Below are 25,208 nucleotides of genomic sequence, written 5' to 3' on the forward strand. Positions count from 1 at the left end.
CCGGTACCCGCAGTAAAAAGAAGCCGGCCCGCGCGCCGGCTTTTTTTCTTTTTGCCTGGGCGCCATCGCGCATTGCCGTTGCGCGCCCCGCTAGAAGCACCCCATTGCTTTCCTCAGAGGACCTCTTGACTCAGCCGCCTGTTCATCACAATGCGCCGCCCGGCCTGCGCGCCTGGCTCAACAGCGTGGATGCGTTGCGTGAACCTTCGGTGCGCGACGTGACGATCGACGGGGTTCGCTGCATCATCAAGCGCCGCCGGCCAAGCTTTGTCCGCGGCGTCAGCTATGCGTTGCGCTACGTGCGGGCCTTCTTGCTGGGCGTGGGCTGCAAGCTGTTCCTGGGCGAATTTCCGCGCCCCGGCGTGTTGTTGAAGAACGGCCTGGCTCACGAGGCCGCGCGCCTGTCGACGCTATTGCAGGCCGGTTGCCGCGTGCCGGAAGTGTGGTGGCAAGAGCAGGGCCTGCTGGTGCTGGAATACGTGGGCGATGATCTGGCTGACCTGATCCGCAACGAAGATTCCACGTCGCAACTGTGGCTGACGCGCGCCGCCGCCACTGACCTGGCGGCGTTTCACGCCCGCGGCATGTGGCACGGTGGCGCGCAGATCCGCAACATCACCTTGCGCGACGGCGAGTTGTGGCGCATTGATTTCGAAGAAAATATTGGCTCGACGCTGTCCCGGCCGCTGGCGCAGGCGTACGATCTTTTCCAGATGCTGTCGTCGATTGCGTCGTTGCGCAAATTGCCGGACGACGTGGCCGTGACCCTGGGTACACTGGCCCTCGACGTGTATCTTCAGAGCAACCCTGACCCCGAGGTCAAAGCGCGGCTGACCCGCCTGGCGCGTATCCTCTGCGGGCTGGCGGCGCCCCTGCGTCCCCTGTTGCGCCGCCTGCCGTCGCGCGACGTCCAAGGATTTTTCCGCGTTGCGGATATCCTGCAGCCATTACTATTGAAGTCATGAACACACCTGCCGATCCCCAGCTTGAATACCTGCGCGTTCCTCCCCATTCCATTGAGGCGGAACAATCGGTGTTGGGCGGCCTGCTGCTGGACAACACCGCGTGGGACCGCATCGCCGACGTGCTGGTCGAAGAAGACTTCTACCGCCACGATCACCGGCTGATCTGGCACCACATTGCCCGATTGATCGGGCTGGCGCGTCCCGCCGACGTCATCACCGTCAATGAATCGCTGATCAGCGCCGGCAAGGCCGAAGACTCGGGCGGCCTGGCTTATCTGAACGCGCTGGCGCACAACACGCCGTCGGCCGCGAACATTCGCCGCTACGCCGAAATCGTGCGCGAGCGCGCCATGCTGCGCAAGCTGGTGTCGATTGCCGACGAGATCTCGTCGGCCGCCTTGAACCCGCAGGGCAAGGAAGCGCGCCAACTGCTGGACGAAGCCGAATCCAAGGTCTTCAAGATCGCGCAGGAAGGCTCGCGCGGCGCCGCCGGTTTCCAGGAAATTCAGCCGCTCTTGACCCAGGTGGTGGAACGCATCGACGAGCTCTATCACCGCGAAGGCACGTCTGACGTGACCGGGGTGCCGACGGGCTTCACCGATCTGGACAAGATGACGTCCGGCATGCAGGGCGGTGACTTGATCATCGTGGCCGGGCGCCCGTCCATGGGCAAGACCTCGTTCTCGATGAACATCGGCGAACACGTGGCCATTGAGCAGGGCCTGCCGGTTGCCGTGTTCTCGATGGAAATGGGCGCCGTGCAGCTGGCCATGCGTATGCTGGGTTCGGTGGGCTTGCTGGACCAGCACCGCATGCGTACCGGCAAGCTCATTGCCGATGACTGGCCCCGCGTGACGCACGCCGTGCAGCTCATGCAGGATGCGCAGGTCTACATCGATGAAACGCCCGCTTTGAGCCCGATGGAAGTGCGTGCGCGCACCCGCCGCCTGGCGCGTCAATGCGGCCAGCTGGGCCTGATCATCATCGACTACCTGCAACTGATGTCGGGTAACGGCTCGGGTGAAAACCGGGCGACGGAAGTGTCGGAAATCAGCCGTTCGCTAAAGGGCTTGGCGAAGGAACTGAATTGCCCGCTGATCGCGTTGTCGCAGCTGAACCGAAGCCTGGAACAGCGCCCCAACAAGCGGCCCGTGATGAGCGACTTGCGCGAATCCGGCGCTATCGAACAGGACGCCGACGTGATCCTGTTCATCTATCGCGACGAGGTCTACAACCCCGATTCCCCGGACAAGGGCACGGCCGAGATCATCATCGGCAAGCAGCGTAACGGGCCGATCGGCACCGTGCGCCTGACCTTCCAGGGCTCCAGCACGCGCTTCCTGAACTTCTCGGGCGCGCAGCCACGCGATATGTACTGATCCGCCGCTGGCAGGCATAAAAAAACCGCGCTTCATTGCGCGGTTTTTTTTGTGCGGCGGCAGGCGTCAGCCTTCGATTTCGGGGCGCTTGCCGTAACGCGCAGCCAGCACGCCGCACACCATCAACTGGATCTGATGGAACAGCATCAGCGGCAGCACGATGGCGCCCACGGCGTGGCCGGCAAACAGCACCTGCGCCATCGGAATGCCGCTGGCCAGGCTCTTCTTCGAACCGCAGAACAGCAATGTGATGCGGTCTTCAACATTGAAGCCAAACATCTTGCCGGCCAAGGCCGACAGGCCCAGCGCCAACGCCAGGATCACGGCGCAGCACACGACAAGCCCCACCAGCGCGGGAATGGGCGTGGTGCTCCACAGGCCTTCATTGATAGCTTCGGAGAAGGCGGTATAGACGACCAGCAGGATGGAACCCTGGTCGACGAACTTCAGCATTGCTTTGCGCTTGTGCACCCAGGCGCCAATCCAGCGGCGGGCGATCTGGCCCAGCACGAACGGCAGCAGCAGTTGCAGCATGATCTTGCCGACGGCATCGAACGAGATCGGCGCGCTGCCCGCATTGGCCACCACCGTACCCACCAGCAGCGGGGTCAGGAAGATGCCCAACAGGCTCGACGCAGACGCGCTGCACACGGCAGCGGGCACGTTGCCGCGCGCCATCGACGTGAACGCGATGGCTGATTGCACGGTAGCGGGCAGGCAGCACAGGAACAGGATGCCCAGGTACAGCTCGGGCGTCACCAGCGGTTCCAGCACCGGCTTGAGCGCCAGGCCCAGCAGCGGAAACATCAGGAACGTGGCGGAGAAGATCGTCAGGTGCAGCTTCCAGTGCGTCAGGCCGGCAATGATGGCCTCGCGGGACAAACGCGCCCCGTGCAGGAAGAACAGCAGGCCGACCGCAATATTGGTGATCCAGCCGAAGATCACCACGCCTTGCCCGTGCGCGGGCACGATGCTGGCGATGATGACGGTGCAGATCAGGTAGAGGGTGAAGCGGTCGGGCAGAAGGCGGACAAGGCGTGACATGGAAGGGGTAGGGGAGCAGACGGAAAGCGGCGGCGCGCAGCAGGCGCCGGAAACGGGGCGTATTGTAGTCCCGCTGCCGCCCGGGGCCGAAGCCGCCGGGCTGGGCGCGGGCTAAGGCGTCATGGCCAGCGCAAGATCAAAGGCGGCCACCAGCGAGGCTTGGTCGGCGACGCCGCGGCCAGCGATGTCAAAGGCCGTGCCGTGGTCGACGCTGGTGCGCACAAACGGCAGCCCCACCGTGACATTCACGCCGTGGTCCAGTCCCAGGTATTTCACCGGAATCAGGCCTTGGTCGTGATATTGAGCCACGACGATATCGAATTCGCCGCGCCGGGCGCGCATGAAGATCGTGTCGCCGGGCCAGGGGCCGCTGGCGTCGATGCCTTCGGCACGGGCGCGTGCGATGGCGGGTTCGATGATGTCGATGTCTTCGCGGCCGAACTTGCCGCCTTCGCCGGCATGCGGGTTCAGACCGGCCACGGCCACGCGCGGGGCGGCAATGCCCATCTGCCGGCACGCGCGGTCGGCCAGGCGCATGGCGGTCAGTTCGGCATCGGGCGTGATGCGGGCCATGACGTCCGCCAACGCCACGTGGATGGTCACGAGCAAGACGCGCAACTCATCGTTGGCCAGCATCATTGCGAAGTCCTGCGTGGCGGAGCGCTCGGCCAGGATTTCCGTGTGGCCGGGGTAGTCGATACCGGCCTCGTGCATGGACTTCTTGTTCAGCGGCGCGGTCACAATCGCGCGGATGCGGCCGGCCTGCGCGTCATCGATGGCGGCGCACACGTAGTCGTAGGCGCCGCGTCCGGCAGCAGCGCTGATCTGTCCCAAGGGCAGGTCGGCGGGCAGCGCGGGGCTACAGGCTACGACGTGAATGCGGCTGGCATCCGGCTGCGCCTGGCTGACATCGCTGATTTCCACAATGTCCAAACGCGCTCCCAGTTGGGCCGCGGCGCGGCGCAATGCGCCCGCATCGCCATACACCACGCAGGGCGCGCTTAAGCCCTGTGCATAGGCCTTGACGACAATTTCGGGGCCGATGCCGGCGGCATCGCCCATGGTGATGCCCACGGGCAAAGACGTGTTCACGATTTGGGTTCCTTGGGCGGCTCGATGACGCCGCATTCGAACGTCACGGTGGCGCGCTTGGAACCCAGGCCCGTCGCATGGTTGGACGTCACTTTCGGCTTTTGCATCTTGCGGCCGATGGAGGTGCAGTATTGGTCGGCGCGTTGCAGGGTCTGGTTCTTGAGTTCAACCCAGGTCAGCAACTGCGTGCCCGAGCTATAGGTGACGCTGTACGTGTTCTTGTCGACGGGCGTGACCTCGCTCATGCTGGAACAGGCGGTTAGCAAGGTGAGCAAGGCGGCGGCGGGGGCAAGGCGTGCAAGCATGGGGCGTCCAAAAATCACGGTATCCGCCATTACAACACCATGTCGGGCCGGGAGAAAAGACGGGCCGCTTCAGGCGGGTTTGTCTGCGCGGCCGGGCAGATGGCGCTTCAAGGCGCGGCGACGGCGCTGCGGCGGTCGACCTTGCGGCTCAGCACGATGGACGTCTGCGTTTGCTTCACGCCGTCGATCAGGCCAATGCGGTCAAGCAGCTCGTCCAGCTGTTCATGCGTTTCGCAACGCAGGAAGATCAGGTAGTCATACGGCCCGCTGACGGACGACACCTCTTCCACTTCGGGCATGCGCTCCAGTTCGCGGATCACCGCCGCCGGCGTCTTGGGCAGCACGCTGATGAAGCAATACGCGCGTACGGCGGCCTCTTCCAGGCGGCGGCCCAGGCGCACGCCGTAACCCGACACGATGTGCTCGCGTTCCAGGCGGGCGATGCGCGCCACGACGGTGGTGCGGGCCAGCCCGAGTTTGCGCGCGAGAATCGCCGCGGGCTCGCGCGCGTTGGCCGAGAGCAGGCTGAGCAGTTGTCGGTCGATGTCGTCGAGTCGTTCGTTCATGCGGAGTGCGGGTGGCGAAAGCGGAGTGCCGACGGTACAGGCGCGGACCGGCCCGCGTCAATGCGATACGGTCGCATCCCTGCGCCAGGGCCAGGACCAGGCTAGCCGTCTGATTCGGGCGGAATGCCGCCGTGATAGATGCGGCCATCAAATTCGAAGCGCGTGATGGTCTTGTGCGCGGCGTCGAAAATGCGGTCGCGGCTGGCGTCGTCCAGTCCGTCGTGGTCGGCAAAGCGAAAGCGGCACAGATCGATATCGCTGTCGTAGAACACCGAGTTCACGAAGCGGCTGACGTCGGCCTCGTGCGCGAAGTGCGCGAACTCGCGCAGCTGCTCCATTTCGTGGAACGCGCCATTACGGCTGACCAGCAGCATACCGAATTTGCGCTCTTCGTCCGCGACCGGTTCCGGCGCAGGCGGCGCGGCGTCCGCCAAGGGATCTTCGTAATTGAAGCGGGCGCCGGCTTCGCGCATGGCCTCCAGCACCTTTTGCCATTGCCGTTCATCCAGCGTCAGGCGGGCCATCATGTAGAACAGGCGCTGCCGGCCCAAGCTGCGGGGCTCCGGGCCGCCCACGTAACTGGGCCATGGCGTGGCGGCGTCCAGCCCGGCCAGCTCCGCCATGCGCGCGTCGCTGAAACCCAGTTTGTTCTGCAAGCGTTGCAGGGATTGGGCGTCCGGGGGTGCATAGTCTTGGATCGTCTTCATAAGCGCGCTCCGATAGCCCCGGCGCCGTGGGTGGCGGCCGGTGGCGTGCGCCGCGGTGCCCCAGCGGCTACGCTTGATGCTAGCGCGCTGCGGGGCGCTTGCCTAGCGCCGTTGGGACGGCCGCAAGCGTCATGCTAGGATTTGCGCCGACTATCAATGCCAGGAGGCTTAGCCATGGATATCCAAGAACAAATCGCCGTCATCGTTCACACCATTTCGCATCAGGGCGGCCGCATCGACGCGCTGAATTCGACGCTGCTGTCGATGCTGCATCTGGTGAAGGCGTCGCCTGGGCTGCGTGAAGCGATTGAAGCCCAGTTGGAGCAGAACTACTCCAGCCTGTTGGCCCGTTCCGAGAACCCGCAGTACGTGGCCGGCTTCGAAAGCGTGCGTGACATGATCACCGCTGCGCTGAAGTAAAAACGCGAAAGTTACCCACAGCTTCTGTGGACAAGCCTTGGGATAGTGCGGGCATAGTTCCGCATTTTCCTTTAATTACAAGGGCTTGGGTGGAGCGGTCAAAGGTGGCTCCATTTGCGTGTTTTGCGCACCCGTTTCAATGTCATCCACAGGCCCGTCAAGCCGGGTAATATGCGGCCCCATGCGGAATCAGTATCGATTGGAACACCCGGGCGGAGCCTTGTTGGCTCGCGTTTCGGAAGCAGCAAAGCTGGCGGCGTTCGACCCCGGCAAACTCACACCCGAAGCGCGCCAGAGCTGGGAGCGCATGGGCCACGGCTTCAAAGCCTGGCACGACTTCGACCAGCGCCACCCCATCTTGCGCCGTCTGGCGCTGCTGCCATTCATTGGCGGCTGGTACCGCAACGCGCGGCGCCGCCACGTGCTGCGCGCAAGCGGCCGGATCGTCTGCTGACGTTCGCTTAGCGCCGCCGCCGGGCGATCAAGTGGTAGGCCAGCCCGATCACCACACCAATCGCCACGGCCACCGCCAGTTTCGTTTCCACGCCGTGCAGGCGGCCAAGCAAGGATTCGATGGTCTGGCCGAATGCATAGCCGATCAGGCTGAAGCACACCGCCCATATCGCGGCGGCGATGGCGTTCAGCACCAAAAAGCGCAGCGGCGGCACGCGTGACATGCCCAATGCCACGGGCCCCACGGTGCGCAGGCCGTACAGGAATCGCAGGCTCAAAATGAAGCCGTGCGGATAGCGGTCAATGGCGGCCAGCGCCTTTTCGAACGCGGGCTTTTCGCGGATGCGCCGCACGAAGCGATGGTCGCGATAGCGCCGGCCCAGAAAGAACAGCAACTGGTCCGCGACGAAGGACCCGGTGAACGCGCACAGCATCACAGAGGGCAAGTGCATCAGATGCTGATGCGCGAGGAAGCCCGCGAACACCACCACGCTTTCGCCTTCCAGAAAGGTGCCGCCCAGCACGGCCCAGAGGCCGTAGTCGACGATGAACTGATGCAGTGCCGGATTCATGCGCCGCCTTCGCCAACGATGCGCGCCAGCGTCAACAGCGCGCGCGAGATTTCGGGCGTGGTGCGCTGGCCGCAACTGATGCGCAAAAAGTGGTTGTAGCGCGTGCCGTTTGAAAACATGGCGCCGGGGGCGACGCGTATGCCTTGTTGCAGCGCCGCTTCGAATACCTCCATGCCGGATCGCCCGCCAGGCATTTCCACCCACAGCAACATGCCGCCTTGCGGCACGCTCAGCCGGGTGCCGCGCGGAAAGTGCGCGGCGATGGCTTCGGCCGTCTGGTCGCGTTGGCTTTTCAATTGCCGCCGCAGCCGCGCCAAGTGCCGGTCATACGCGCGCGAGCCCAGGAATTCGGCCACGGCAATCTGCGCCAGCGGTTCGTTCGGGCGGCTTTGCGCAAACTTCAACATGGCGATGCGCGCCTTCCACCGGCCCCCCAGCAGCCAGCCCAGACGCATGCCCGGCGCCAGCGTCTTGTGCATTGACGAGCAATAGATGACGTTGCCGGTCGCGTCCCACGACTTGGCGGCGGCAAGCGGCGTGTCTTCATCGGTCAGCGCGCCGTAGGTGTCGTCTTCGATCAGCGGCACTTGCTGGCGCTCGCACAGCGCCACCAGCCGCGCCTTTTCGGCGTCCGGCATGACACAGCCCAATGGGTTCTGAAAGTTCGGCACGACAACCACGGCGCGAATATTGCCGTGCGTCTGAAAGGCCAGGTCCAGCGCTTCGATGGACAAGCCGTGCTGCGGGCTGGTGGGAATCTCCAGCGCGCGCATCCCCAGGCTTTCCAAGATTTGCAGCAGACCAAAGTAGGTGGGCGATTCGACGGCAATCGTGTCGCCGGGGCGGGCCACCGCACGCAACGCCAGGTTCAACGCTTCGATGCAGCCATGCGTGACGATGACGTCATCCGGCGTGGCGTTGATGCCATTGGCCAGCGCGCGCCGCGCGAGCACCGTGCGCAGCTCTGGATGGCCTTGCGGCGGAACGGGGCTCACCAGCACTTGAGGCGTCATCCGCAGCGCGCGCGTCATCGCTTGCTTCAGCGCTTCCATGGGATAGGCCTCGGGCACCGCGGCCGCCAGCGCGAAGTTGGCGCTGACGGGGTGCGCCTCACATTTGGCGATGAAATCCGACACCCGGTCGTGGATGCCCACGTATTGCGCCGCGCCGAGCGTCTGACGGATGTCGGGCTCGTTGACGGGGGGAATGCTGTTGCGCCGGGGGGAAAGCACGAAGTATCCCGAGCGCGGCCGGGCTTCGATCAGGCCGTCGTCTTCCAGCTGGCGGCAGGCTTGCAGCGCGGTGGACAGACTGACGTGGTGGGTTCGCACCAGAGTGCGCACGGAGGGCATGCGCTGGGCGGGCGCCAGAACGCCCGTCTGAATGGCGCGCCGGTAGTGGTTCGCCAAGCGTAGGTACAGCGGTTGTGGGTCCATGCGCCGATCATGCTCCCCGAGGTTGGACGGAAGGAAGGCACAGTTTGCAGAAAAGTACACCATAACAGCGCCAAAATCGAGGGTCTGCATCGGTACAGAAAGGCCGGCTGTGTGGCTGTTGCGCAGAGCAGGGCGCGCGTAGCCTGTCACTGTCCGATTGGAGAATATTCATGACCCCCGATACCCGCCCTGAACCCCTGGCCCGCCGCCTTGAAATCGCCTCTGGCGCGTCCCGAACCCTGGCGCTGCGCGCGGGCGCAAGCGTTGTTTGTCTTTCAGGCAGCATCCGCATCGACGAACCCGCCGCGGGCGCCGAAGCCGCTAGCAGCCTGCATCTGCCGGTTTCCGCACACATCAATGCGGGCGAGGCGCATGGGGTGGCCGCAGGCGGCGTGCTGCGCGTGACGGCAATTAAAGGCGCCGAAGTGATTTGTGTGGACGTTCCCAGCCCGTTCACGCGTTTTTTTGGGGCCGCAACGAAAATATTTCGCCTGAATCGGGCCAGATTAGCGAAAAAAGGCCTGGGTGCGCTGCACAAGATTTCATAATGGTGTATGATTCATCACATCAGACGCGGGGTGGAGCAGTCTGGCAGCTCGTCGGGCTCATAACCCGAAGGTCGTAGGTTCAAATCCTGCCCCCGCAACCAGTTTCAAGAGATAAGCCGCGATGCAAATCGCGGCTTTTTTCGTTTGGAATTTGCTTTGGGGTTTTCGCCCGCCGTTTGCCTTGGATCAAGCGATTGTTCCAACCCGGAGTTTCCCGGGTGTTCCTGAGCGCACAGGCCGCGAGCGCTGAGCTACCATGGGTCACGCGCGCTAGTTCGCCGCACTCGAGGAGGGTCCATGGGTACCGCAAAATACGATCATCCTGGTTACGTCGCCGACACCGGCGCTGAAGGCAAGTATCACGTGGGCATCTGGTGCCCGCATGGCTATCCCGCCCATATCCATATCGGCCGCCCCGCGGAACGCGGTGATCCCCAAGCGCTGCTGCGCTTGCGCATTCCCGATGGCGTCTTCCAGTCCTTGCCTGATGATCCTGAAACCCTGTGCCGCCGCGCGCTTGGACAGGCTATGGGCGCGGGGCTGCTGCGGACGGTCGCGGTAGATGGCGAGTATCAGGAACTGCGTTTTGAGTTGGATTCCGAACCCTGGTCCGGTCCCATGCAGGCGGCGGGTAACGCCTGATACGTTGAAAGTTACCCACATCGACTGTGGACAAGCCTTGGGATAGCCTCTGCGCATGTCCAATTTGTCCTGTCATAACAAAGGCTTGGCGCCTGCGGTCAATAAGTGGCCGGCGCCGGGCCTTTTTCTTGCTGGCGCTCTTGCCGATAAGCCCTTGATGCGCGGAACGCTACGCCAGCCGCATTCGCGCTGAGCCGTCATGCGACAATCTTTCCCCTCGCGGCGCGCCCGGCGTCGCGTACGTCATTGATGGCTTCGATCCTTCCTTCATGTTTCGCCTTCCGTTCCTTTCCATCCCCGCTCAAAACGGGGTAGCCCCATGACGCTGAACGCATCCAAGCGTGTCGCCGTGATCGGGGGCGGGCCGGCTGGCCTGATGGCGGCGGAAAGGCTGGCCGCGCAGGGCGTGCAGGTTGACGTGTTTGACGCCATGCCGTCTGTCGGCCGCAAGTTCCTGATGGCGGGGCGGGGCGGTTTGAATCTGACCCATAGCGAAGCGGCCGCGCCATTCCTGGCGCGGTATGGTGAGCGCGCGGCGCAGGTCGCGCCGTGGCTTGCGGCGATGGACGCCGCGGCGCTGCGTGCCTGGGCGCATGAGCTGGGCATCGAGACGTTCGTTGGTTCGTCGGGCCGCGTGTTTCCGCAGGAGATGAAAGCGGCTCCGATGCTGCGGGCCTGGCTGGCGCGGCTGCGTGCAAGCGGTGTGCGCTTTCATATGCGGCACCGTTGGCTGGGGTGGCCGGAAGGTGCATCGCCATCGCCGGCAATGCTGCGCTTTGACACCCCGGATGGCGTGCATACGCAAACGGCGGACGCCGTGGTGCTGGCCTTGGGGGGCGGCAGTTGGGCCAAGCTGGGATCGGATGGCGCCTGGGTTCAGGGCTTGCAGGCGCATGGCATTCTGGTCGCGCCTCTGCGTCCGGCCAATTGCGGCTTCGATGTGGCGTGGTCCGAGCATTTCCGCCAGCGCTATGCGGGCCAGCCGGTGAAATCGGTCGCGATGTCGTGCGCGCGAAAGGACGGGATTGCGCCCGCCCGCCAAGGGGAATTCGTGGTGTCGGACACCGGCATTGAAGGTAGCTTGGTCTACGCATTGTCGGCGCCGTTGCGTGACCAGATCGATGCCAGCGGACACGCCGTCGCCGTGCTGGATCTGGCGCCGGATTGGCCGCAGGAAAAGGTGATGGCGGCGGTGATGCATCCGCGTGGCGCACGGTCGATGTCCAGTCACCTGCAAAGCCGGATGGGGCTGACGGGTGTGAAGGCAGGCTTGCTGCGCGAATGCGCATCGGCGGAAGATTTCAAAGACCCTGCGCGGCTAGCCGTCCGCATCAAGGCGCTGCCGGTGACGCTCGTGCGCGCCCGTCCCATCGACGAGGCGATCAGCACGGCGGGCGGCGTGTCATTCGATGCGGTGGATGCGGGCCTGATGCTGCGCGCTGCCGCCGGCGTATTCTGCGCCGGCGAAATGCTGGATTGGGAAGCGCCCACTGGCGGCTATCTGCTGACGGCCTGCATGGCCAGCGGCGTTGTTGCTGCAAACGGGGTGGGGGACTACCTGAACAGGTAGGCCGGGGCGCGCCAGTCAAGGACGCGCATCAGCCCCGGGGTGGCGCCAGCCTGCTGGGTCAGGAAACCGAGGGGTAAGGCGAGACGCCCAGCGGCGAACGCGGCGCCAGGTCACCCACGACATGGCCCACCACGGGCGGGCCGCCGTCGGGCTGCGTGATGATGCCGATCACGCGCGTAATGGCGCTGGCCGGAATATCGGTGCCATGCGCCGGGTCTTGCACCAGTTGCCAGATAGTGGCGCTAGGCGGGGCATCGGCTTCGGTGTCGGCCACGGCCGAGGTGTCAAGGCAGCTGCGGGCAAAGAAGGACCAGTCAGATGCGTTACATGGCAAGCCGTGTGCGGTGGCCAAGCGGGCCAGCGCCAGAGGTGCGTCCGCCTGGCTCGCGGCGTGCTGGGCGGCAGCGCCCAGCGAGACGTCCAGCGACAGCAAGCGGAGAAACTCTACGACGTTGTCAGTTTTCATTGTGGGTCCCCTGTAAGCGCTGTCTGGTCCTGGCCAATTGCGTGCCGTCGGTTGTTGCGGGTGAGTCAGCCTGGGCCTTGGCCCAGCATCGATACCAGCGATTTTTTCAGGCGTGCCGAGAAAATTGGCACCGTATGAGACACGCCGTTGCGGTCCACGCCTTCCTTGAGTTCGACCGATTGCCCCAAGAAGATTTCCGGCGCGGCGTTGATTTCGTTGTAGCGGGCAAGCAATTCATCCACCTGCCCTTGCGCGTCGGCCAGTGTGCTGCTGTCCGCGAGTTTGCCAGCGGCGTGGGCTTGCAGAATTCGATGCAGATCGTCGATGAACAGCGCCAAAGCCGCTTGTCCACGGCATTGCGGCTGTTCCCAGCCCCAACCCGCAGGGGCGGAGCCAGCGATTTGCGAAACAAGTTTTTTATTCATTTGCGCATCCTAATCCATTGCCGGCAAATACGCGACAGCCGTACCGCGGCCGGATTGTCACGGCCGCGTAAGGCCGGTTACGGGGTTTCGTCGCCTGCGTTACAAAGTGCAGGCAGGCCATCTGCCGTGCGCCGGGCGGGCCGCATTGTAGGCGGGAATGCGTACGGCCTTTTGATCTACCAGCGGGTTGAGTCCGGGGCGGGGCCCGCATGGGACGGGAAATGGGGCAGCACTTCTTCCGCCAAGCGGTCTGAAGCGGCGGGCGGGGGCGGGCGGCGGCGGGCGGCGCGGTGCCGTCACGGCAGGTTTACCCGCCGCGCGCCACCCCATTCGCCTCATCCGATTGATGCGCAATTGACGGTCTTTAGGGTATGCTGGCTTCGGTTTCCACGCCCAGACAGGAGAGGTTTATGAAGAACAAAGTCGTTCTCGTCATGCTGCTTTCGATTGCCGCGCTTTCGGCGGGCTGCAACACCGTTGCGGGCGCAGGGAAGGATATCCAGCGCGGCGGCGAAAAGATCGAGGGCGCCGCGAACAAGTAGTTTGCCACCCTCGGCCAACCGCCAGGCTGGCTCAAGGCCACGCGTGAAATGTTCAGACATTTCCCGCGTGGCCTTTTTGCTGCCGCTGGCATAATCGCGGAAGTGCGAATTTCAATGCGGGAAGAATCATGCGCAAGTCTGTATGGGCAGGTGTGGCGTTGGCGGTGTTGTTGGCCGGCTGCGCAAGCAAAGGGGTCTACGAGGCCGATAGCGTGCGTAAGGAGACCTTCAGCGTCGACACCAACTACCAGGCCGCGTTCCGCCGCGGTGGTGAATATGTGCGCGCATGTCACGTGAATGTGCAGCACCCCTATGGCGTGGCTTACGCATGGCGCCATAGCCTGGGCGAGAAGGGCGCGCCCGATGAGATCCAGCTGTACAAGGTTGGCGAACCGGCCACCGTGCTGGAGCTGATTTCCGCCGAGGCCGATGGCCCGGCCAAGTCCAAAGTCACCGTGACGGTGCTGGGTGAAGGGCGCTGGGACGCGGCCGAAATCGCCGCCGCACGCACGTCGATCCAAACTGCCACGCCCGTGTGCCGTACCGGTAACGGCGGCTGACGCATGGACCCCCGCGCCCAGCAGATACGCGCTTCAGGCTTGTCGTTCTCGCTGCTTGCGGGCGCGTTTCGTTTCCTGGGATGGTTGAACGGGGGCGCGGCGCTGGCGCTGGTGGCGTTTTCGTTGGGTATTGTGGGCGGCGACATCGCCGCCCCTGATCTTCAATTGCCCTTGGCTCTGTTCCTGGGCGGCCTTGTGGCTTCGTGCCTGGGCCTGCTGTTTGCCTACCTGGCGCAAGTGAGTTTGTTGCGTCAGGGCTACACGGGGCACATGACGCGTGGCCATTGGCCGACGCAACTGCTGGCGATGATCTGCTATCTGCTCGCGGCGCTGGCGTTCTGCGCGGCATGCTGGTTCTCGCTGGGGCAGGCGGCGCATGATGCGCAGCAGATGACGTCTTACGCCAGCCGTTAAAGGTATGTGAAATAACGGGTAAACCCCTATACGCAAAAGTGTTGGACTTGCACTTGCGTTGAGAATAATATGCGCGGTGCGTATATAAATCCTCTTTCTCGGGGCCCGTCATGACCATCTCCCAGCAAGCCTTCCTGCGCGACGCCATGCGCCGCCTGAACCTGACGCGCGACGTGTTCGCGACCCGGATCGGCGTCAAACGCCGCGCCTTGGATACCTGGCTGTTGCCTGAAGGCTCGCAGGAATTCCGCGCCATGCCGGAAGTGGTGCAACGTTTCGTCAGCGAAATCGTGCAGAACGGCGTGCTGCTGGAAAAATATACGCAAAGCGTACAAGACGGCCCCCTGCGTGAGCGCATCGCCGTGGAAGGCAAGCATCAGCTGCTGTCGGTGGACCAATTCACGCGCGAGTCGGTGGAAGACCTGTTCCGCGTGGCTGACATGATGCAGCCCATCGCGCGCCGCCAGAAGGTGTCGCGCGTGCTGGAAGGCGCGGTGCTGGGCAACCTGTTCTTCGAAGCCAGCACCCGGACCCGCGTCAGCTTCGGCTCGGCCTTCTGCCGCCTGGGCGGCTCGGTGTGCGACACCACCGGCTTCACGTTTTCGTCGATGGCCAAGGGCGAATCCATTTACGACACCAGCCGCGTCATGAGCGGCTACGTGGACGCGATGGTGATCCGCCATCCCGACCAGGGTTCGGTGGCGGAATTTGCGCGCGCGACGAACATCCCGGTGGTCAACGGCGGCGACGGCCCCGGCGAGCACCCCAGCCAGGCCTTGCTGGATCTGTACACGATCCTGACCGAGTTCTCGCGCCTGGGTAAGTTGCTGGACGGCGCGCACATCGCCATGGTGGGCGACCTGAAGTACGGCCGCACCGTGCATTCGCTGATCAAGCTGATGGCGCTGTACAAGAACGTGAAGTTCTCGCTGGTGTCGCCGAAGGGTCTGGAAATGCCGAGCTACATCATCGAGCAGGCCAGCCGCAACGGCAACATCATCGAACAGAAGACGTCGCTGGCCGAAGGCCTGGCCGGCGCCGACGTGATCTACGCGACGCGCGTGCAGAAAGAGCGTTTCGCCAACGAAGAGAACGAAGGCTACACGCCCGACTTCCAGATCAACCGCGCCATCATCGATGCGTATTGCAGCCCCGAGACCATCGTGATGCACCCGCTGCCGCGCGACAGCCGTCCGGGCGCCAACGACCTGAGCGTGGATCTGAACCACGATCCGCGTCTGGCCATCTTCCGCCAGACCGACAACGGTATCCCCATCCGCATGGCGATTTTTGCGGTGCTGCTGGGCGTGGAAGGCTTGGTGCAGCACTCGCTGCGCGATGTGACGTGGCAGCATCCGTCGCACGTGGGTCCGGACGACTCCGTGTTCCACGGTCTGGAGTAAGACGCCCCCACGCCGCACTCGCTAGCGCTCGCTTGCTGCCCCCCGAGGGGGCTCGCCCCGCCTTGGGGCGGCCCGGCGGTCCGCCCTGTTCAAGTGCCGTGACACGCAAGCCGCGTACCCCTGGCAGCCTCGTCATGCTTTTGAAGGATAATCCGCGCTGGTTTTCTGTCGCGTGTCGTTCCAAGACACGGGCGGCGATTTTTGGGGCGGATGATTTATGTCTTCGAGCAACAGCGCGATGCCGGTGTGGTCGGGTGGCGCCGGTCAGGCGTGCTACCTGAGCGCGTCAAACGCGCAGGCCTGGGAAGCGGTCTATCAATCGGTTGACGCCTACACGCGCGGCCAGGTCGCGGCGGTAGTGGGCGATAGCGCCAAAGAATTGGTGGATGCCTTCTATTCCACCTTGCTGGCGGATGTTGAAGCCGGGCCGCGCCTGTCGCACGAGATCGTCTCGACGCGCTTGCACAACGGGATGAAGTACTGGCTGAAGGGCCTGCTCTGTGTGCGCGATCAGGGCGACATCGCCGCGCTGATGGCCACGCAGAAAAAGGTGGGCGAAGTGCATGCGCGCGTGCACATCCCGATCCATCTAGTGATGGCGGGCGCCCGCGTTCTGAAAAACGAAATCTCGGCCCGTTTGCGCGCCAGCGATCTGGACGGCACGGCCGCGTCCATCGCCACCCAGTACGTCTGTAATCTGTTTGATCTGGCCATTGAGCAGATGAGCCGCGCCTTCATGCGCGACATCAACCGCGGCGCACGCAATGACGAAGCGTATCGCTTGTTCGCCCTGGGGCAGAATATTTCCACCGAGCGCGAGCGCCAGCGCGCCGCCCTGTTGGAATGGAGCCAGGCGGTGTTGATCGGCCTGCATTACCGCGCGCCGGAACAAGCGTTGCCGCGCCTGGCCGCCTCCGAGTTCGGCCTGTGGCTGCAACATAAAGGCGGCGTGCTGTTCGAAAGCGCACCGGCACTGCGCCAGATCACCGAAGCCGTGGCGCGTCTGGATGACGTGGTGCTGCCGCAACTGATGTTGGCCGACACCCAGCGGCAGATGTCCTTGCCTGATCAGGTGCGTGAACTGCAAGAGTTGGTGGCGCGCATTAAGCATTTGCTGAACGGCCTGTTCGACATGGTGGCCGAGATCGAAAGCGGCAGCGATCCCCTCACGAATGTCTTGAACCGCCGCTTTCTGCCCTCGGTGATCGGGCGCGAGATCGCCATCGCCAGCCGGCAAGACAGCCGCTTTTCGGTGCTGCTGCTGGATATCGACCATTTCAAGGCCATCAACGACGCGCATGGGCATTCGGGTGGCGACCAGGTGTTGCGCCAGTTTGCCGAGGTGGTGCATCAGTCATGCCGGTCCAGCGATTTCGTCTTCCGATATGGCGGCGAGGAGTTTCTGGTGGTGCTGGTCGACACCGGCCAGGACGCCGCGCTGGCCGCTGCCGAAAAGCTGGGCAATGAAATCCGCCGGCACGATTTCACGATTCCCGAAGCGGGGGCGTTGCGAATTACGGCGAGCATTGGCGTGGCGACTTTTGATGGCCACCCGGATTACGCGTATTTGATTGATCGCGCCGACAAGGCCTTGTATCGCGCGAAACAGGCCGGGCGCGACCAGAGCGTCGCGGCTTGACGCCGGGGCGGCGTCTGCGCCTATCAACAAAAAGGCCGCTCTGTTCAAGAGCGGCCTGTCGCGTTCAGCGTGATTGCGCCAGCAATCAGATTTTCTTTTCGCCGCCCAGTGCGTCGACCAGCTCGGCCATCATCTTGGCCAGTTCGCCCGTCATCAGCATCATGTCGGAATCGAACTTTTCGTCGTCGTTCGCGGCGACGCCTTCATTGCCTTCTTTCAGCACGTCCAGCGGCGACACGCGCTTCACATCCAGGCCTTCGGTCAGCACGAACGAGATGCGGTCGGCCCACGTCATGGCCAAGCGGGTGCACTGCTTGCCCGACTGGATGTGCCGGCGCACGTCGTCGGCGTCAATGGAGTGCTTCACGTAGCGGATGGCCGCGCCGCTTTCGCCGGACGAACGCAGCTCGGTGTCCTGGTCGATGGTGAAGTTCGACGGCGCTTCGTCTTCCGCCAGCCAGCCCGTCATGGCGGACGCGGGCGATTGCGCCACATACAGGTTTTCCAGCGGGAAAGGGTCCACGCACTTGGCGAGCAGGCCAATGACTTCGTCGGCCTTGGCGGACGCGGCGGCGTCGATCACCAGCCAGTGATTGTGCGGGTCGATCCAGACGCGGGTGTCGCGGTACACGCTGAAGGCGCGCGGCAGGAGCTCGTCGGTGACGCGTTCCTTGATTTCCTTCATCTGCTTGCGGCCCGGCTTGTAGCCTTGCTGCTCTTCGATTTCCTGGGCGCGCGCCTTGGCGACCTGGTTTACGACCGTGCCCGGCAGCAGCTTTTTCTCGGCGCGCAGCGACAGCAGGATCTGGCCGTTCACAACGTGGGCAAGCCCGCCGTTTTCGCGCGGCGGCACCCAGCCCAGGCTTTGCATTTCAAGGTTGTTGCCCGCTTGATAGGCGTGGCGCGCAAGCGTTTCTTCAAGCTGATCGCCAACGAGAGTCCACGGCGAGGAGAGGCGGTAAATCTTGAGGTTTTTGAACCACATGAGCGTCGGCCAAAAGGGTTGATTCTATACGACGCAGCCGGTTTGCCGAAGTGCGATAAACCGCAAGCGACAGACGACACGTTCTGTCACTGACACATTCCAGGCGATGCGTTAACTTCCGCGCACCGACATGGAACCGGAGAGGAAAACATGAAAATCATTGGCGCCATCCTGATCGTCCTGGGCATCGCGGCCCTGGCCTACAAGGGCTTTAACTACAAGTCCGAAGAGACTGTTTTGCAGATCGGTTCGGTAAAGGCCACGGCCGAAACCGAGAAGTCGGTACCGATCCCGACCTGGGCCGGCATTGCCGCTATCGTGGCGGGCGTGGTGGCCTTTGGCGTGGGCATGCGCCGCTGACACGGCGGGCCGGCACGTCCGGCGCAATGAACAAAAATGGCGGCCGCCACGCGGTCGCCATTTTTTTATTGGTTCGAAGGGGGGCAATCGTTGGCCCGCAACCGTTGGCCCGCAAAGGTGGCCCGCAATAGTGGGCCCGCAAAAGTTGGCCCGAAATAGTTGGCCCGCAAAAAAAAAGCGGCCCGGCTCAATAAAGGCCGGGCCGGTACGGGAGCACACAATACCGCGTCATAAAAGGCTCGCGGGGAACGCGGTATCGGTGTCAGAACACTAGCCCTGCAATCGTCTGACAGGGGGATCAATCGTCAGCCGATGTGGCGCAAGGCCGTAATCTGAGGTGCCAGTCTAAGCGCGAGGGTCTGACATCGTCCTGAAAGTGCCGAGGATATTTTGGCAATCGACGCTGACCGACGGATTCGCAACCCCGGCATCGCAGAAATAGCCTGCCCCCGGGCGCAGCAAGTGCACAGCGCGCGCGCAGCGTGTTGGGCCAACATAAAAAAAAAGCTCCATAAGGAGCTTTTGAAAGGCCGGGCAGGCGCAGCAGTCCCACCCGGCGGGGGATGGCCGTTTATGCGTTGATGTCGTTGTCCTTGGATTCGCGCACGAACAGCGTGCCGATGACCAGGGTCATGACTGCAATGATGATCGGGTACCACAAGCCGTCGTAGATGTTGCCGGTGGCAGCCACGACCGCGAAGGCGACCGGGGGCAGGAAGCCGCCGAACCAGCCGTTGCCGATGTGATACGGCAAGCTCATCGAGGTGTAGCGGATGCGGGTCGGGAACATTTCCACCAGCATGGCAGCGATGGGGCCGTAAACCATGGTCACGTACAGCACCAGGATCGCCAGCAGCACAACCACCATGACGTTATTGCTTTGCGCCGGGTCCGCCTTGGCCGGATAGCCGTGGCTGCGGATCGCGGTGGTCAGCGCCTTGTCCAGTTCAGCGGCCTTGGCCTTGAAGTCGGCGGGAGCCATGGCCTTGCCGTCGAACGAGGCGAACTCGTCGTTGCCGATCTTGACCTTGGCCACCGAGCCTGCCGGCGCCGTTTCGTTCTTGTAGTTCACCGAGTTGCGGGCCATGAAGGACTTCACGACGTCGCAAGAGCTGGTGAACGCGGACGTGCCCACCGGGTTGAACTGGAACGAGCAGGTGCTGGGGTCGGCAATCACCGTGACCGGGGCCGTGGCTTGCGCCTTTTCCAGCGCCGGGTTGGCAAAGTGCGTAATGCCTTGGAAGATCGGGAAGTAGGTCGCGGCAGCAATCAGGCAGCCCGCCATGATGATGGGCTTGCGGCCGATCTTGTCCGACAGCGCGCCGAAGACCACGAAGAACGGGGTGCCGATCAAGAGCGCAATGGCGATCATGATGTTGGCGGTATTGGCGTCAACCTTCAGCGTCTGCGTCAGGAAGAACAGGGCGTAGAACTGGCCCGTGTACCAGACGACGGCTTGGCCGGCGGTCAGGCCCAGCAGCGCCAGGATCACGACCTTCAGGTTCTTCCACTGGCCGAACGATTCAGCGATCGGCGCCTTCGAACCCTTGCCTTCTTCCTTCATGCGCTTGAAGGTGGGCGATTCGCTCAGTTGCAGACGAATCCACACCGAGATGCCCAGCAGCACGACCGAGATCAGGAACGGAATGCGCCAGCCCCAGGCTTTGAAGTCGTCTTCGCCCATGACCGTGCGGATGCCCAGGATGACCAGCAGCGACAGGAACAGGCCCAGCGTGGCGGTCGTTTGAATCCAGGACGTGTAGAAACCACGGCGGCCGTGCGGAGCGTGTTCGGCGACGTACGTTGCCGCGCCACCGTATTCACCGCCCAGCGCCAGGCCTTGCAGCAGACGCAGCACGATCAGGATGGCCGGAGCGGCCAGGCCGATGCTGGCGTAGCTGGGCAGCACGCCGACCAGGAACGTCGACAGGCCCATGATCACGATCGTGACCAGGAACGTGTATTTGCGGCCGACCAGATCGCCCAAACGGCCAAACACCAGGGCGCCGAAGGGGCGCACGGCAAAGCCCGCGGCGAACGCCAGCAGCGCGAAAATGAAGCCCGCGGTGGGGTTCACGCCCGAGAAAAAGTGTTGCGCGATGATGGCTGCAAGCGAGCCATATAGGTAAAAGTCGTACCACTCGAAAACCGTGCCCAAAGACGACGCGAAGATGACGCGGCGTTCATCCTTGGTCATCGGGCGCGGTTCCGCGGAAGGACCGCGGCCTGCCATGGTTGTTGTGCTCATGATGTCTCCTCGTTTTTTTGGCCAGCGGTTGTCCGCCGTGCTGGGCCCTTTGCCGGCGAGCCGACATCGAGCTATACGCAACATTGAGGCGCGAGGCTGACGAGGTTCTGACGTAACCCTTACCTGAATCTTAAAATTGAAACATTGTGTAAGTGCTGCGCGCGGGGCTAGGGATAGTCCTTAGGCCGCTGCGGGCGGGGCGGCGCTCAGCTTTCCAGCAAATCCGGGTGCTCGGCGTACATCGGAAACACCACGCGGATGCGGGTGCCAGGCAGGTCCGAATGTGCGGTCGGGTGGTCGCTGATCAGGACTGTCGCCTGATGCTTCTGCGCAATTTCGCGCACGATGGCCAGCCCCAGTCCGCTGCCGTCAGACGCCGTGCCCAGCACGCGGTAGAAGCGGTCGAATACGCGTTCGCGTTCTTCGGGGGGAATGCCCGGGCCAGAGTCTTCGACCTCGAGCACGGCTTCGTCGCCCACCCGCTGCACGCGCACGGTGATGTGGCCGCCGCGGGGGGTGTAGCGCAACGCGTTGTCGACCAGGTTGTTCAACAGCTCGGCAAGCAATAACGGGTTGCCGCTGATCTCAACCGGGTCGTCCGACCCTTCGAAACCCAGATCGGTGGCCAGCGACAGCGCCTGCGGCACCCAATGCATCGCCTGCTCGTAGGCGATGGCGTTGAGGTCGGTGCGGGCCAATCCGATCGCGCTGGGGTTTTCCGCGCGGGCCAGCAACAGCAATTGGTTGACCAGGCGTGTGGCGCGTTCGGACCCCGTCACCAGCTGGCGCAGGCTGGATTGCATTTCTTCGGGGCTGGCATCGCGCAACGCCAGCTCGGCCTGCGTGCGCAGGCCGGCCAGCGGCGTCTTCAATTGATGCGCGGCGTCCGCCACGAAACGGCGCTGCGCCTGCACGTTGGCGGACAAGCGGTCCAGCAGGTCGTTCATGGCCGCCACCAGCGGCGCGATTTCCGACGGCGCGGCGCGTTCGTCGATGGGCGAAAGATCATCGGGACGGCGCGCGCGCAGGCGCTGCTGCAACGCGTTCAACGGCGCCACGCCGCGCGACAGCCCGAACCACACGAGCAGCACGGCAATTGGCAGCACCACGAACTGCGGAATGATCACGCCTTTGATGATGTCGTTGGCCAGCTGGGTGCGCTTCTCGACGGTCTCGGCCACGATCAGCAGCGCGGGCTGCGTGTTGGGCAGATTCAGGTCAACCCAGGTGAAGGCCAGCCGGATGCCGAATCCGCGCATGGTGTCGTCTTCGTATTGGACCTCGCCGGGGCGGGGCTGGCCCACGGTGGCGGGCAGGGGCAAGGCGCGGTCGCCGCCCAGGTATTCGCCGCGGCTGCCCAGCGCCAGCCAGAACACGCTGTCGGTTTCATCTGCGCGCAGCACGTCGCGTGCGGGGTCCGTCATCTTCAGTACTGCGCGGCCATCCTGCGCGTGGACCTGGCGCGTCAGCACATGCAGGTTATTGGCCAGCGCCCGGTCGTAAGGCACGTTGGCGATGTTCTGCGCGACCACATACGTGATGGCGACGCTCATGGGCCACAGCAGGAACAGCGGCGCGAGCATCCAGTCCAGGATTTCGCCCAGCAGCGAACGCTGGGGCGGCGCGAAGCTCGGGCCCTTGGACCCGGCTTGCATGATATCCAGCGCTTCCTGATTAAGCGGCTCAGGTCCTGCGGGCTCAGCTGGCGAGGTACGCGGCACCCTGGTCCCGCTCCAGACAGTAGCCCAGGCCGCGCACGGTCACGATCTTCACGCCGCTGGGCTCCAGCTTCTTGCGCAGCCGGTGCACATAGACTTCGATGGCGTTGGTGCTGACTTCCTCACCCCATTCGCAAAGGTGGTCCACCAGTTGCGTCTTGCTGACCATGCGGCCGCTGCGGGTCAGCAGAATTTCCAGCAGGCTGACTTCGCGCGCGGACAGGTCCAGCGTCTGGTCATCGACGATGGCCACGCGGCCCGTCTGGTCAAACAGCAGCCGGCCGTGCTTGATCATCGTGGCCCCGCCGCCCGCGCCGCGCCGGGTCAGGGCGCGCACGCGCGCTTCCAGCTCGGACAGCGCGAAAGGCTTGGCCATGTAATCGTCGGCGCCCAGATCCAGGCCTTTGACGCGCTGCTCGATGCTGTCGGCGGCAGTCAGGATCAGAACGGGCAGGGCGGAGTTGCGGGCGCGCAGGCGGCGCAGCACTTCCAGCCCGGCCAGTTGCGGCAGGCCGAGATCCAGGATGAGCAGGTCAAAGGCTTGGGCCGCCAGGGCGGAATCCGCGGCCAGCCCGTCGCGCACGGCGTCCACGGCATAACCGTTGTGGCGCAATGACCGGGATAGGCCGTCGGCCAGAATGCTGTCGTCTTCAGCGATCAGGATACGCATGGGCTGCAAAAGAAGGGGGGCAAAAAGGTCCCTGTGGCGCCGGCGCTTTGCGCGCTGGCCACCCCTCTATGGGGGGCTATCCGCCTTGTGGGCGGCCCGGCGGCGGAAAAGGGACGAAACGCCGGGGTCGGCTTCGATTCTGTCATAGGCGGCCGGGCTTGCCCACTCAGGGAATACGTGCAAAACTCTGGCACACTGGTTTTTTGTACAGTACAATCCGATGCCATAATCTGAACCTGATTCAAAATAGCAACGCTGCGGTTCAGGCCCCAGCCGCAACCACCAGATACCAGATACGTTACAGACAGGACATTACATGGACGACAAAACCTCCAAGGCCGCCGCTTCGGAAAAGGCCAAGGCGCTTGCCGCCGCGCTTTCGCAGATCGAAAAGCAGTTCGGCAAGGGCTCGATCATGCGCTACGGCGACAACGAGGTCTCGCACGACATCCAGGTGGTTTCCACGGGCTCGCTGGGTCTGGACATCGCGCTGGGCGTTGGCGGCCTGCCGCGCGGCCGTGTGGTCGAAATCTACGGCCCGGAATCGTCGGGCAAGACGACCCTCACGCTGCAAGTCATTGCTGAAATGCAGAAAATCGGCGGCACTTGCGCGTTCGTCGACGCGGAACACGCGCTGGACGTGCAATACGCCAACAAGCTGGGCGTGAACCTGACCGACCTGCTGATCTCGCAGCCGGACACGGGCGAACAGGCACTGGAAATCACCGATGCGCTGGTGCGCTCGGGTTCGGTTGACCTGATCGTCATCGACTCGGTCGCCGCGCTGGTGCCCAAGGCTGAAATCGAAGGCGAAATGGGCGACTCGCTGCCCGGCCTGCAAGCCCGTCTGATGAGCCAGGCGCTGCGCAAGCTGACCGCCACGATCAAGCGCACCAACTGCATGGTCATCTTCATCAACCAGATCCGTATGAAGATCGGCGTCATGTTCGGCAACCCCGAAACCACGACGGGCGGCAACGCGTTGAAGTTCTACGCCTCGGTGCGTCTGGACATCCGCCGCATCGGCTCCATCAAGAAGGGCGACGAAGTCGTTGGCAACGAAACCCGCGTCAAGGTGGTGAAGAACAAGGTTGCCCCGCCGTTCAAGCAGGCTGAATTCGACATCATGTATGGCGCCGGCATTTCACGCGAAGGCGAAATCATTGACTTGGGCGTTGCCGCCAGCGTGGTGGACAAGTCCGGCGCGTGGTACAGCTACAACGGCAATCGCATTGGCCAGGGTAAGGACAATGTTCGCGAATACCTGAAAGAGCACAAGGAAATCGCGATCGAGATCGAGAACCGCGTTCGTGAGAACCAGGGTATCGTCAGCCGCGCCGCCGAATTCGTGCCCACGGCGGAAGACACCGCCGAGTAACTTGATTCGGACGTCGCCAGGGCTTCGGCCCGGCGATAAATGCGGCAGGCGCCACGACGGGCCTGCCGTTTTGCATAGCAAGCAGGAAGCGCATGAGCTGGAAATCGACCCCCGCGTCAGCCGACCGTCTTCGCGCCAAGTTGGATGACGAGTTTGAAACCGTCGCCAAGCCTCAGGGCTTGCGGCGGACTTCCGATGCGCGCCGCGAAAAGGAAGCTGAAGCGGCCGAAGACGCGGCGGCCGAGGGCAAGCCCGAGCGCAAAGGGCCGTCGCTGAAGATGCGCGCGGTGGGATATTTGTCGCGGCGTGAGCACGCGCGCGAAGAACTCGCCCGCAAGCTTGCCGCCTACGCCGACGACGCTGACGAGGTTGAAGCGGTGTTGGACGCGCTGGAAAAAGAAGGCTGGCTGTCCACCGAGCGCTTTGCGCAAAGCCTGGTGCATCGCCGCGCATCGCGCCAAGGCACGGCCCGCATCGTGCAGGAATTGCGCCAGCATGGCGTGGACGACAACCAGGTCGCCGAACTGCGTGACCAGCTTCGCGCCACGGAATACGACCGCGCGCTGGAAGTCTGGAAGAAGCGCTTCGATGCCAAACCGGCCGACCGCGCCGCCTACGCCAAGCAGGCCCGCTTTCTGGCCAGCCGCGGTTTTGCGCACGACGTCATCCGCCGCATCTTGGGCGATAGCGACGAAGACTGA

General features: G+C 63.8%; 28 protein-coding genes and 1 tRNA gene. 16 read left to right on the forward strand and 13 right to left on the reverse strand.

What is annotated here, in order from left to right; genetic code table 11:
* Positions 1–125 precede the first annotated feature (125 nt).
* Both ACFZAI_RS11225 and ACFZAI_RS11230 read left to right on the forward strand, forming a co-directional pair.
* Positions 126–965, forward strand: coding sequence for a hypothetical protein (locus ACFZAI_RS11225; protein ID WP_391566944.1), 840 nt, complete (start codon positions 126–128; stop codon positions 963–965).
* Positions 962–2,344, forward strand: coding sequence for a replicative DNA helicase (locus tag ACFZAI_RS11230; protein ID WP_054423547.1), 1,383 nt, complete (start codon positions 962–964; stop codon positions 2,342–2,344). The genes ACFZAI_RS11225 and ACFZAI_RS11230 overlap by 4 nt, the downstream gene beginning before the upstream one ends.
* Before the next feature lie 66 nt (positions 2,345–2,410).
* Here ACFZAI_RS11230 and ACFZAI_RS11235 read toward each other — a convergent pair whose 3' ends face one another.
* The 5 genes from ACFZAI_RS11235 to ACFZAI_RS11255 all read right to left on the reverse strand — a co-directional run bounded on the left by ACFZAI_RS11235 (position 2,411) and on the right by ACFZAI_RS11255 (position 6,058).
* On the reverse strand, positions 2,411–3,388 hold the full coding sequence (locus ACFZAI_RS11235; protein WP_391566945.1) for a bile acid:sodium symporter family protein: 978 nt from the start codon (positions 3,386–3,388) through the stop codon (positions 2,411–2,413).
* Positions 3,389–3,499: 111 nt separating this feature from the next.
* Entirely contained in the window at positions 3,500–4,480 is a 981-nt protein-coding gene (gene pdxA, locus ACFZAI_RS11240) for a 4-hydroxythreonine-4-phosphate dehydrogenase PdxA (RefSeq protein ID WP_391566946.1), read from the reverse strand.
* On the reverse strand, positions 4,477–4,785 hold the full coding sequence (locus ACFZAI_RS11245) for a hypothetical protein (protein WP_391566947.1): 309 nt from the start codon (positions 4,783–4,785) through the stop codon (positions 4,477–4,479). Before ACFZAI_RS11245 ends, pdxA begins: the two co-directional genes overlap by 4 nt.
* Positions 4,786–4,892: 107 nt before the next feature.
* Positions 4,893–5,351 (reverse strand): Lrp/AsnC family transcriptional regulator, encoded by a 459-nt coding sequence (locus tag ACFZAI_RS11250; RefSeq protein WP_046802807.1) that lies wholly within the window; start codon positions 5,349–5,351, stop codon positions 4,893–4,895.
* A gap of 101 nt (positions 5,352–5,452) precedes the next feature.
* On the reverse strand, positions 5,453–6,058 hold the full coding sequence (locus ACFZAI_RS11255; RefSeq protein ID WP_391566948.1) for a hypothetical protein: 606 nt from the start codon (positions 6,056–6,058) through the stop codon (positions 5,453–5,455).
* Between the two features lie 174 nt (positions 6,059–6,232).
* Here ACFZAI_RS11255 and ACFZAI_RS11260 point away from each other — a divergent pair, with 174 nt between their 5' ends.
* Together ACFZAI_RS11260 and ACFZAI_RS11265 are read left to right on the forward strand one after the other, a co-directional pair.
* The gene (locus ACFZAI_RS11260; protein WP_129528610.1) at positions 6,233–6,478 is read left to right on the forward strand and encodes a hypothetical protein; all 246 of its coding nucleotides are present in this window, start codon (positions 6,233–6,235) and stop codon (positions 6,476–6,478) included.
* A 223-nt stretch (positions 6,479–6,701) separates the two neighbouring features.
* The gene (locus tag ACFZAI_RS11265) at positions 6,702–6,932 is read left to right on the forward strand and encodes a hypothetical protein (protein WP_245636340.1); all 231 of its coding nucleotides are present in this window, start codon (positions 6,702–6,704) and stop codon (positions 6,930–6,932) included.
* Positions 6,933–6,939: 7 nt separating this feature from the next.
* Here ACFZAI_RS11265 and ACFZAI_RS11270 read toward each other — a convergent pair whose 3' ends face one another.
* Complete coding sequence (locus tag ACFZAI_RS11270) at positions 6,940–7,503, reverse strand: DedA family protein (protein ID WP_391566951.1); 564 nt, start codon at positions 7,501–7,503, stop codon at positions 6,940–6,942.
* Positions 7,500–8,939 carry a PLP-dependent aminotransferase family protein gene (locus ACFZAI_RS11275; protein WP_391566952.1) on the reverse strand — a complete coding sequence of 480 codons (1,440 nt, stop codon included), beginning with the start codon at positions 8,937–8,939 and terminating at the stop codon, positions 7,500–7,502. The genes ACFZAI_RS11270 and ACFZAI_RS11275 overlap by 4 nt, the downstream gene beginning before the upstream one ends.
* 170 nt (positions 8,940–9,109) lie before the next feature.
* Here ACFZAI_RS11275 and ACFZAI_RS11280 point away from each other — a divergent pair, with 170 nt between their 5' ends.
* The 4 genes from ACFZAI_RS11280 to ACFZAI_RS11295 all read left to right on the forward strand — a co-directional run bounded on the left by ACFZAI_RS11280 (position 9,110) and on the right by ACFZAI_RS11295 (position 11,699).
* Entirely contained in the window at positions 9,110–9,487 is a 378-nt protein-coding gene (locus ACFZAI_RS11280; protein WP_391566953.1) for a hypothetical protein, read from the forward strand.
* A gap of 24 nt (positions 9,488–9,511) precedes the next feature.
* Positions 9,512–9,588 (forward strand) — tRNA-Met (locus ACFZAI_RS11285).
* Between the two features lie 196 nt (positions 9,589–9,784).
* Positions 9,785–10,129, forward strand: coding sequence for a hypothetical protein (locus tag ACFZAI_RS11290; RefSeq protein WP_054423528.1), 345 nt, complete (start codon positions 9,785–9,787; stop codon positions 10,127–10,129).
* A gap of 319 nt (positions 10,130–10,448) precedes the next feature.
* Positions 10,449–11,699 carry a TIGR03862 family flavoprotein gene (locus tag ACFZAI_RS11295; RefSeq protein ID WP_391566954.1) on the forward strand — a complete coding sequence of 417 codons (1,251 nt, stop codon included), beginning with the start codon at positions 10,449–10,451 and terminating at the stop codon, positions 11,697–11,699.
* Positions 11,700–11,757: 58 nt separating this feature from the next.
* On the opposite strand, the gene ACFZAI_RS11300 is transcribed toward ACFZAI_RS11295, so the two are convergent.
* Entirely contained in the window at positions 11,758–12,165 is a 408-nt protein-coding gene (locus tag ACFZAI_RS11300; RefSeq protein ID WP_391566955.1) for a hypothetical protein, read from the reverse strand.
* A gap of 65 nt (positions 12,166–12,230) precedes the next feature.
* Positions 12,231–12,590 carry a hypothetical protein gene (locus ACFZAI_RS11305; RefSeq protein ID WP_391566956.1) on the reverse strand — a complete coding sequence of 120 codons (360 nt, stop codon included), beginning with the start codon at positions 12,588–12,590 and terminating at the stop codon, positions 12,231–12,233.
* A gap of 410 nt (positions 12,591–13,000) precedes the next feature.
* On the opposite strand from ACFZAI_RS11305, the gene ACFZAI_RS11310 reads away from it, so the two are divergent.
* From ACFZAI_RS11310 to ACFZAI_RS11330, 5 genes are all read left to right on the forward strand, one after another.
* The gene (locus ACFZAI_RS11310; RefSeq protein ID WP_391566957.1) at positions 13,001–13,132 is read left to right on the forward strand and encodes an entericidin A/B family lipoprotein; all 132 of its coding nucleotides are present in this window, start codon (positions 13,001–13,003) and stop codon (positions 13,130–13,132) included.
* Between the two features lie 128 nt (positions 13,133–13,260).
* Positions 13,261–13,692 (forward strand): BPTD_2524 family lipoprotein, encoded by a 432-nt coding sequence (locus tag ACFZAI_RS11315; protein WP_391566959.1) that lies wholly within the window; start codon positions 13,261–13,263, stop codon positions 13,690–13,692.
* 3 nt (positions 13,693–13,695) lie between these two features.
* The gene (locus ACFZAI_RS11320) at positions 13,696–14,106 is read left to right on the forward strand and encodes a hypothetical protein (RefSeq protein ID WP_391566960.1); all 411 of its coding nucleotides are present in this window, start codon (positions 13,696–13,698) and stop codon (positions 14,104–14,106) included.
* Positions 14,107–14,216: 110 nt separating this feature from the next.
* Positions 14,217–15,509: an aspartate carbamoyltransferase gene (locus ACFZAI_RS11325; RefSeq protein ID WP_391566961.1), complete on the forward strand. Its 1,293-nt coding sequence runs from the start codon at positions 14,217–14,219 to the stop codon at positions 15,507–15,509.
* 217 nt (positions 15,510–15,726) lie between these two features.
* Positions 15,727–17,148 carry a diguanylate cyclase gene (locus tag ACFZAI_RS11330; RefSeq protein ID WP_391566962.1) on the forward strand — a complete coding sequence of 474 codons (1,422 nt, stop codon included), beginning with the start codon at positions 15,727–15,729 and terminating at the stop codon, positions 17,146–17,148.
* 85 nt (positions 17,149–17,233) lie between these two features.
* On the opposite strand, the gene ACFZAI_RS11335 is transcribed toward ACFZAI_RS11330, so the two are convergent.
* Positions 17,234–18,133, reverse strand: a complete 900-nt coding sequence (locus ACFZAI_RS11335; protein WP_391566963.1) for a recombination-associated protein RdgC — start codon at positions 18,131–18,133, stop codon at positions 17,234–17,236.
* 150 nt (positions 18,134–18,283) lie between these two features.
* Here ACFZAI_RS11335 and ACFZAI_RS11340 point away from each other — a divergent pair, with 150 nt between their 5' ends.
* Positions 18,284–18,493 carry a hypothetical protein gene (locus ACFZAI_RS11340; RefSeq protein WP_054423516.1) on the forward strand — a complete coding sequence of 70 codons (210 nt, stop codon included), beginning with the start codon at positions 18,284–18,286 and terminating at the stop codon, positions 18,491–18,493.
* A 571-nt stretch (positions 18,494–19,064) separates the two neighbouring features.
* On the opposite strand, the gene ACFZAI_RS11345 is transcribed toward ACFZAI_RS11340, so the two are convergent.
* From ACFZAI_RS11345 to ACFZAI_RS11355, 3 genes are all read right to left on the reverse strand, one after another.
* Positions 19,065–20,726 carry an MFS transporter gene (locus ACFZAI_RS11345; RefSeq protein ID WP_006225023.1) on the reverse strand — a complete coding sequence of 554 codons (1,662 nt, stop codon included), beginning with the start codon at positions 20,724–20,726 and terminating at the stop codon, positions 19,065–19,067.
* 221 nt (positions 20,727–20,947) lie between these two features.
* The gene (locus ACFZAI_RS11350; protein ID WP_391567109.1) at positions 20,948–22,324 is read right to left on the reverse strand and encodes a sensor histidine kinase N-terminal domain-containing protein; all 1,377 of its coding nucleotides are present in this window, start codon (positions 22,322–22,324) and stop codon (positions 20,948–20,950) included.
* 115 nt (positions 22,325–22,439) lie between these two features.
* A complete protein-coding gene (locus ACFZAI_RS11355) occupies positions 22,440–23,129 on the reverse strand; it encodes a response regulator transcription factor (RefSeq protein WP_006225021.1) in 690 nt (229 codons plus the stop codon).
* Between the two features lie 316 nt (positions 23,130–23,445).
* Here ACFZAI_RS11355 and recA point away from each other — a divergent pair, with 316 nt between their 5' ends.
* Together recA and recX are read left to right on the forward strand one after the other, a co-directional pair.
* The gene (gene recA, locus ACFZAI_RS11360) at positions 23,446–24,507 is read left to right on the forward strand and encodes a recombinase RecA (RefSeq protein ID WP_054423513.1); all 1,062 of its coding nucleotides are present in this window, start codon (positions 23,446–23,448) and stop codon (positions 24,505–24,507) included.
* Positions 24,508–24,599: 92 nt separating this feature from the next.
* Entirely contained in the window at positions 24,600–25,208 is a 609-nt protein-coding gene (recX, locus tag ACFZAI_RS11365; protein ID WP_391566964.1) for a recombination regulator RecX, read from the forward strand.

This window comes from Achromobacter sp. NPDC008082 (genome assembly GCF_042957345.1).
Lineage (GTDB): Bacteria > Pseudomonadota > Gammaproteobacteria > Burkholderiales > Burkholderiaceae_B > Achromobacter > Achromobacter kerstersii_A.

Coding starts and splice junctions, on each gene's coding strand:
- ACFZAI_RS11230 (WP_054423547.1), top strand. CDS start 962: ATGAACACACCTGCCGATCCCCAGCTTGAATACCTGCGCGTTCCTCCC.
- ACFZAI_RS11235 (WP_391566945.1), bottom strand. CDS start 3,388: ATGTCACGCCTTGTCCGCCTTCTGCCCGACCGCTTCACCCTCTACCTG.
- ACFZAI_RS11245 (WP_391566947.1), bottom strand. CDS start 4,785: ATGCTTGCACGCCTTGCCCCCGCCGCCGCCTTGCTCACCTTGCTAACC.
- ACFZAI_RS11250 (WP_046802807.1), bottom strand. CDS start 5,351: ATGAACGAACGACTCGACGACATCGACCGACAACTGCTCAGCCTGCTC.
- ACFZAI_RS11255 (WP_391566948.1), bottom strand. CDS start 6,058: ATGAAGACGATCCAAGACTATGCACCCCCGGACGCCCAATCCCTGCAA.
- ACFZAI_RS11260 (WP_129528610.1), top strand. CDS start 6,233: ATGGATATCCAAGAACAAATCGCCGTCATCGTTCACACCATTTCGCAT.
- ACFZAI_RS11270 (WP_391566951.1), bottom strand. CDS start 7,503: ATGAATCCGGCACTGCATCAGTTCATCGTCGACTACGGCCTCTGGGCC.
- ACFZAI_RS11275 (WP_391566952.1), bottom strand. CDS start 8,939: ATGGACCCACAACCGCTGTACCTACGCTTGGCGAACCACTACCGGCGC.
- ACFZAI_RS11280 (WP_391566953.1), top strand. CDS start 9,110: ATGACCCCCGATACCCGCCCTGAACCCCTGGCCCGCCGCCTTGAAATC.
- ACFZAI_RS11290 (WP_054423528.1), top strand. CDS start 9,785: ATGGGTACCGCAAAATACGATCATCCTGGTTACGTCGCCGACACCGGC.
- ACFZAI_RS11295 (WP_391566954.1), top strand. CDS start 10,449: ATGACGCTGAACGCATCCAAGCGTGTCGCCGTGATCGGGGGCGGGCCG.
- ACFZAI_RS11300 (WP_391566955.1), bottom strand. CDS start 12,165: ATGAAAACTGACAACGTCGTAGAGTTTCTCCGCTTGCTGTCGCTGGAC.
- ACFZAI_RS11305 (WP_391566956.1), bottom strand. CDS start 12,590: ATGAATAAAAAACTTGTTTCGCAAATCGCTGGCTCCGCCCCTGCGGGT.
- ACFZAI_RS11310 (WP_391566957.1), top strand. CDS start 13,001: ATGAAGAACAAAGTCGTTCTCGTCATGCTGCTTTCGATTGCCGCGCTT.
- ACFZAI_RS11315 (WP_391566959.1), top strand. CDS start 13,261: ATGCGCAAGTCTGTATGGGCAGGTGTGGCGTTGGCGGTGTTGTTGGCC.
- ACFZAI_RS11320 (WP_391566960.1), top strand. CDS start 13,696: ATGGACCCCCGCGCCCAGCAGATACGCGCTTCAGGCTTGTCGTTCTCG.
- ACFZAI_RS11325 (WP_391566961.1), top strand. CDS start 14,217: ATGACCATCTCCCAGCAAGCCTTCCTGCGCGACGCCATGCGCCGCCTG.
- ACFZAI_RS11330 (WP_391566962.1), top strand. CDS start 15,727: ATGTCTTCGAGCAACAGCGCGATGCCGGTGTGGTCGGGTGGCGCCGGT.
- ACFZAI_RS11335 (WP_391566963.1), bottom strand. CDS start 18,133: ATGTGGTTCAAAAACCTCAAGATTTACCGCCTCTCCTCGCCGTGGACT.
- ACFZAI_RS11340 (WP_054423516.1), top strand. CDS start 18,284: ATGAAAATCATTGGCGCCATCCTGATCGTCCTGGGCATCGCGGCCCTG.
- ACFZAI_RS11345 (WP_006225023.1), bottom strand. CDS start 20,726: ATGGCAGGCCGCGGTCCTTCCGCGGAACCGCGCCCGATGACCAAGGAT.
- ACFZAI_RS11350 (WP_391567109.1), bottom strand. CDS start 22,324: ATGCTCGCGCCGCTGTTCCTGCTGTGGCCCATGAGCGTCGCCATCACG.
- ACFZAI_RS11355 (WP_006225021.1), bottom strand. CDS start 23,129: ATGCGTATCCTGATCGCTGAAGACGACAGCATTCTGGCCGACGGCCTA.
- recA (WP_054423513.1), top strand. CDS start 23,446: ATGGACGACAAAACCTCCAAGGCCGCCGCTTCGGAAAAGGCCAAGGCG.
- recX (WP_391566964.1), top strand. CDS start 24,600: ATGAGCTGGAAATCGACCCCCGCGTCAGCCGACCGTCTTCGCGCCAAG.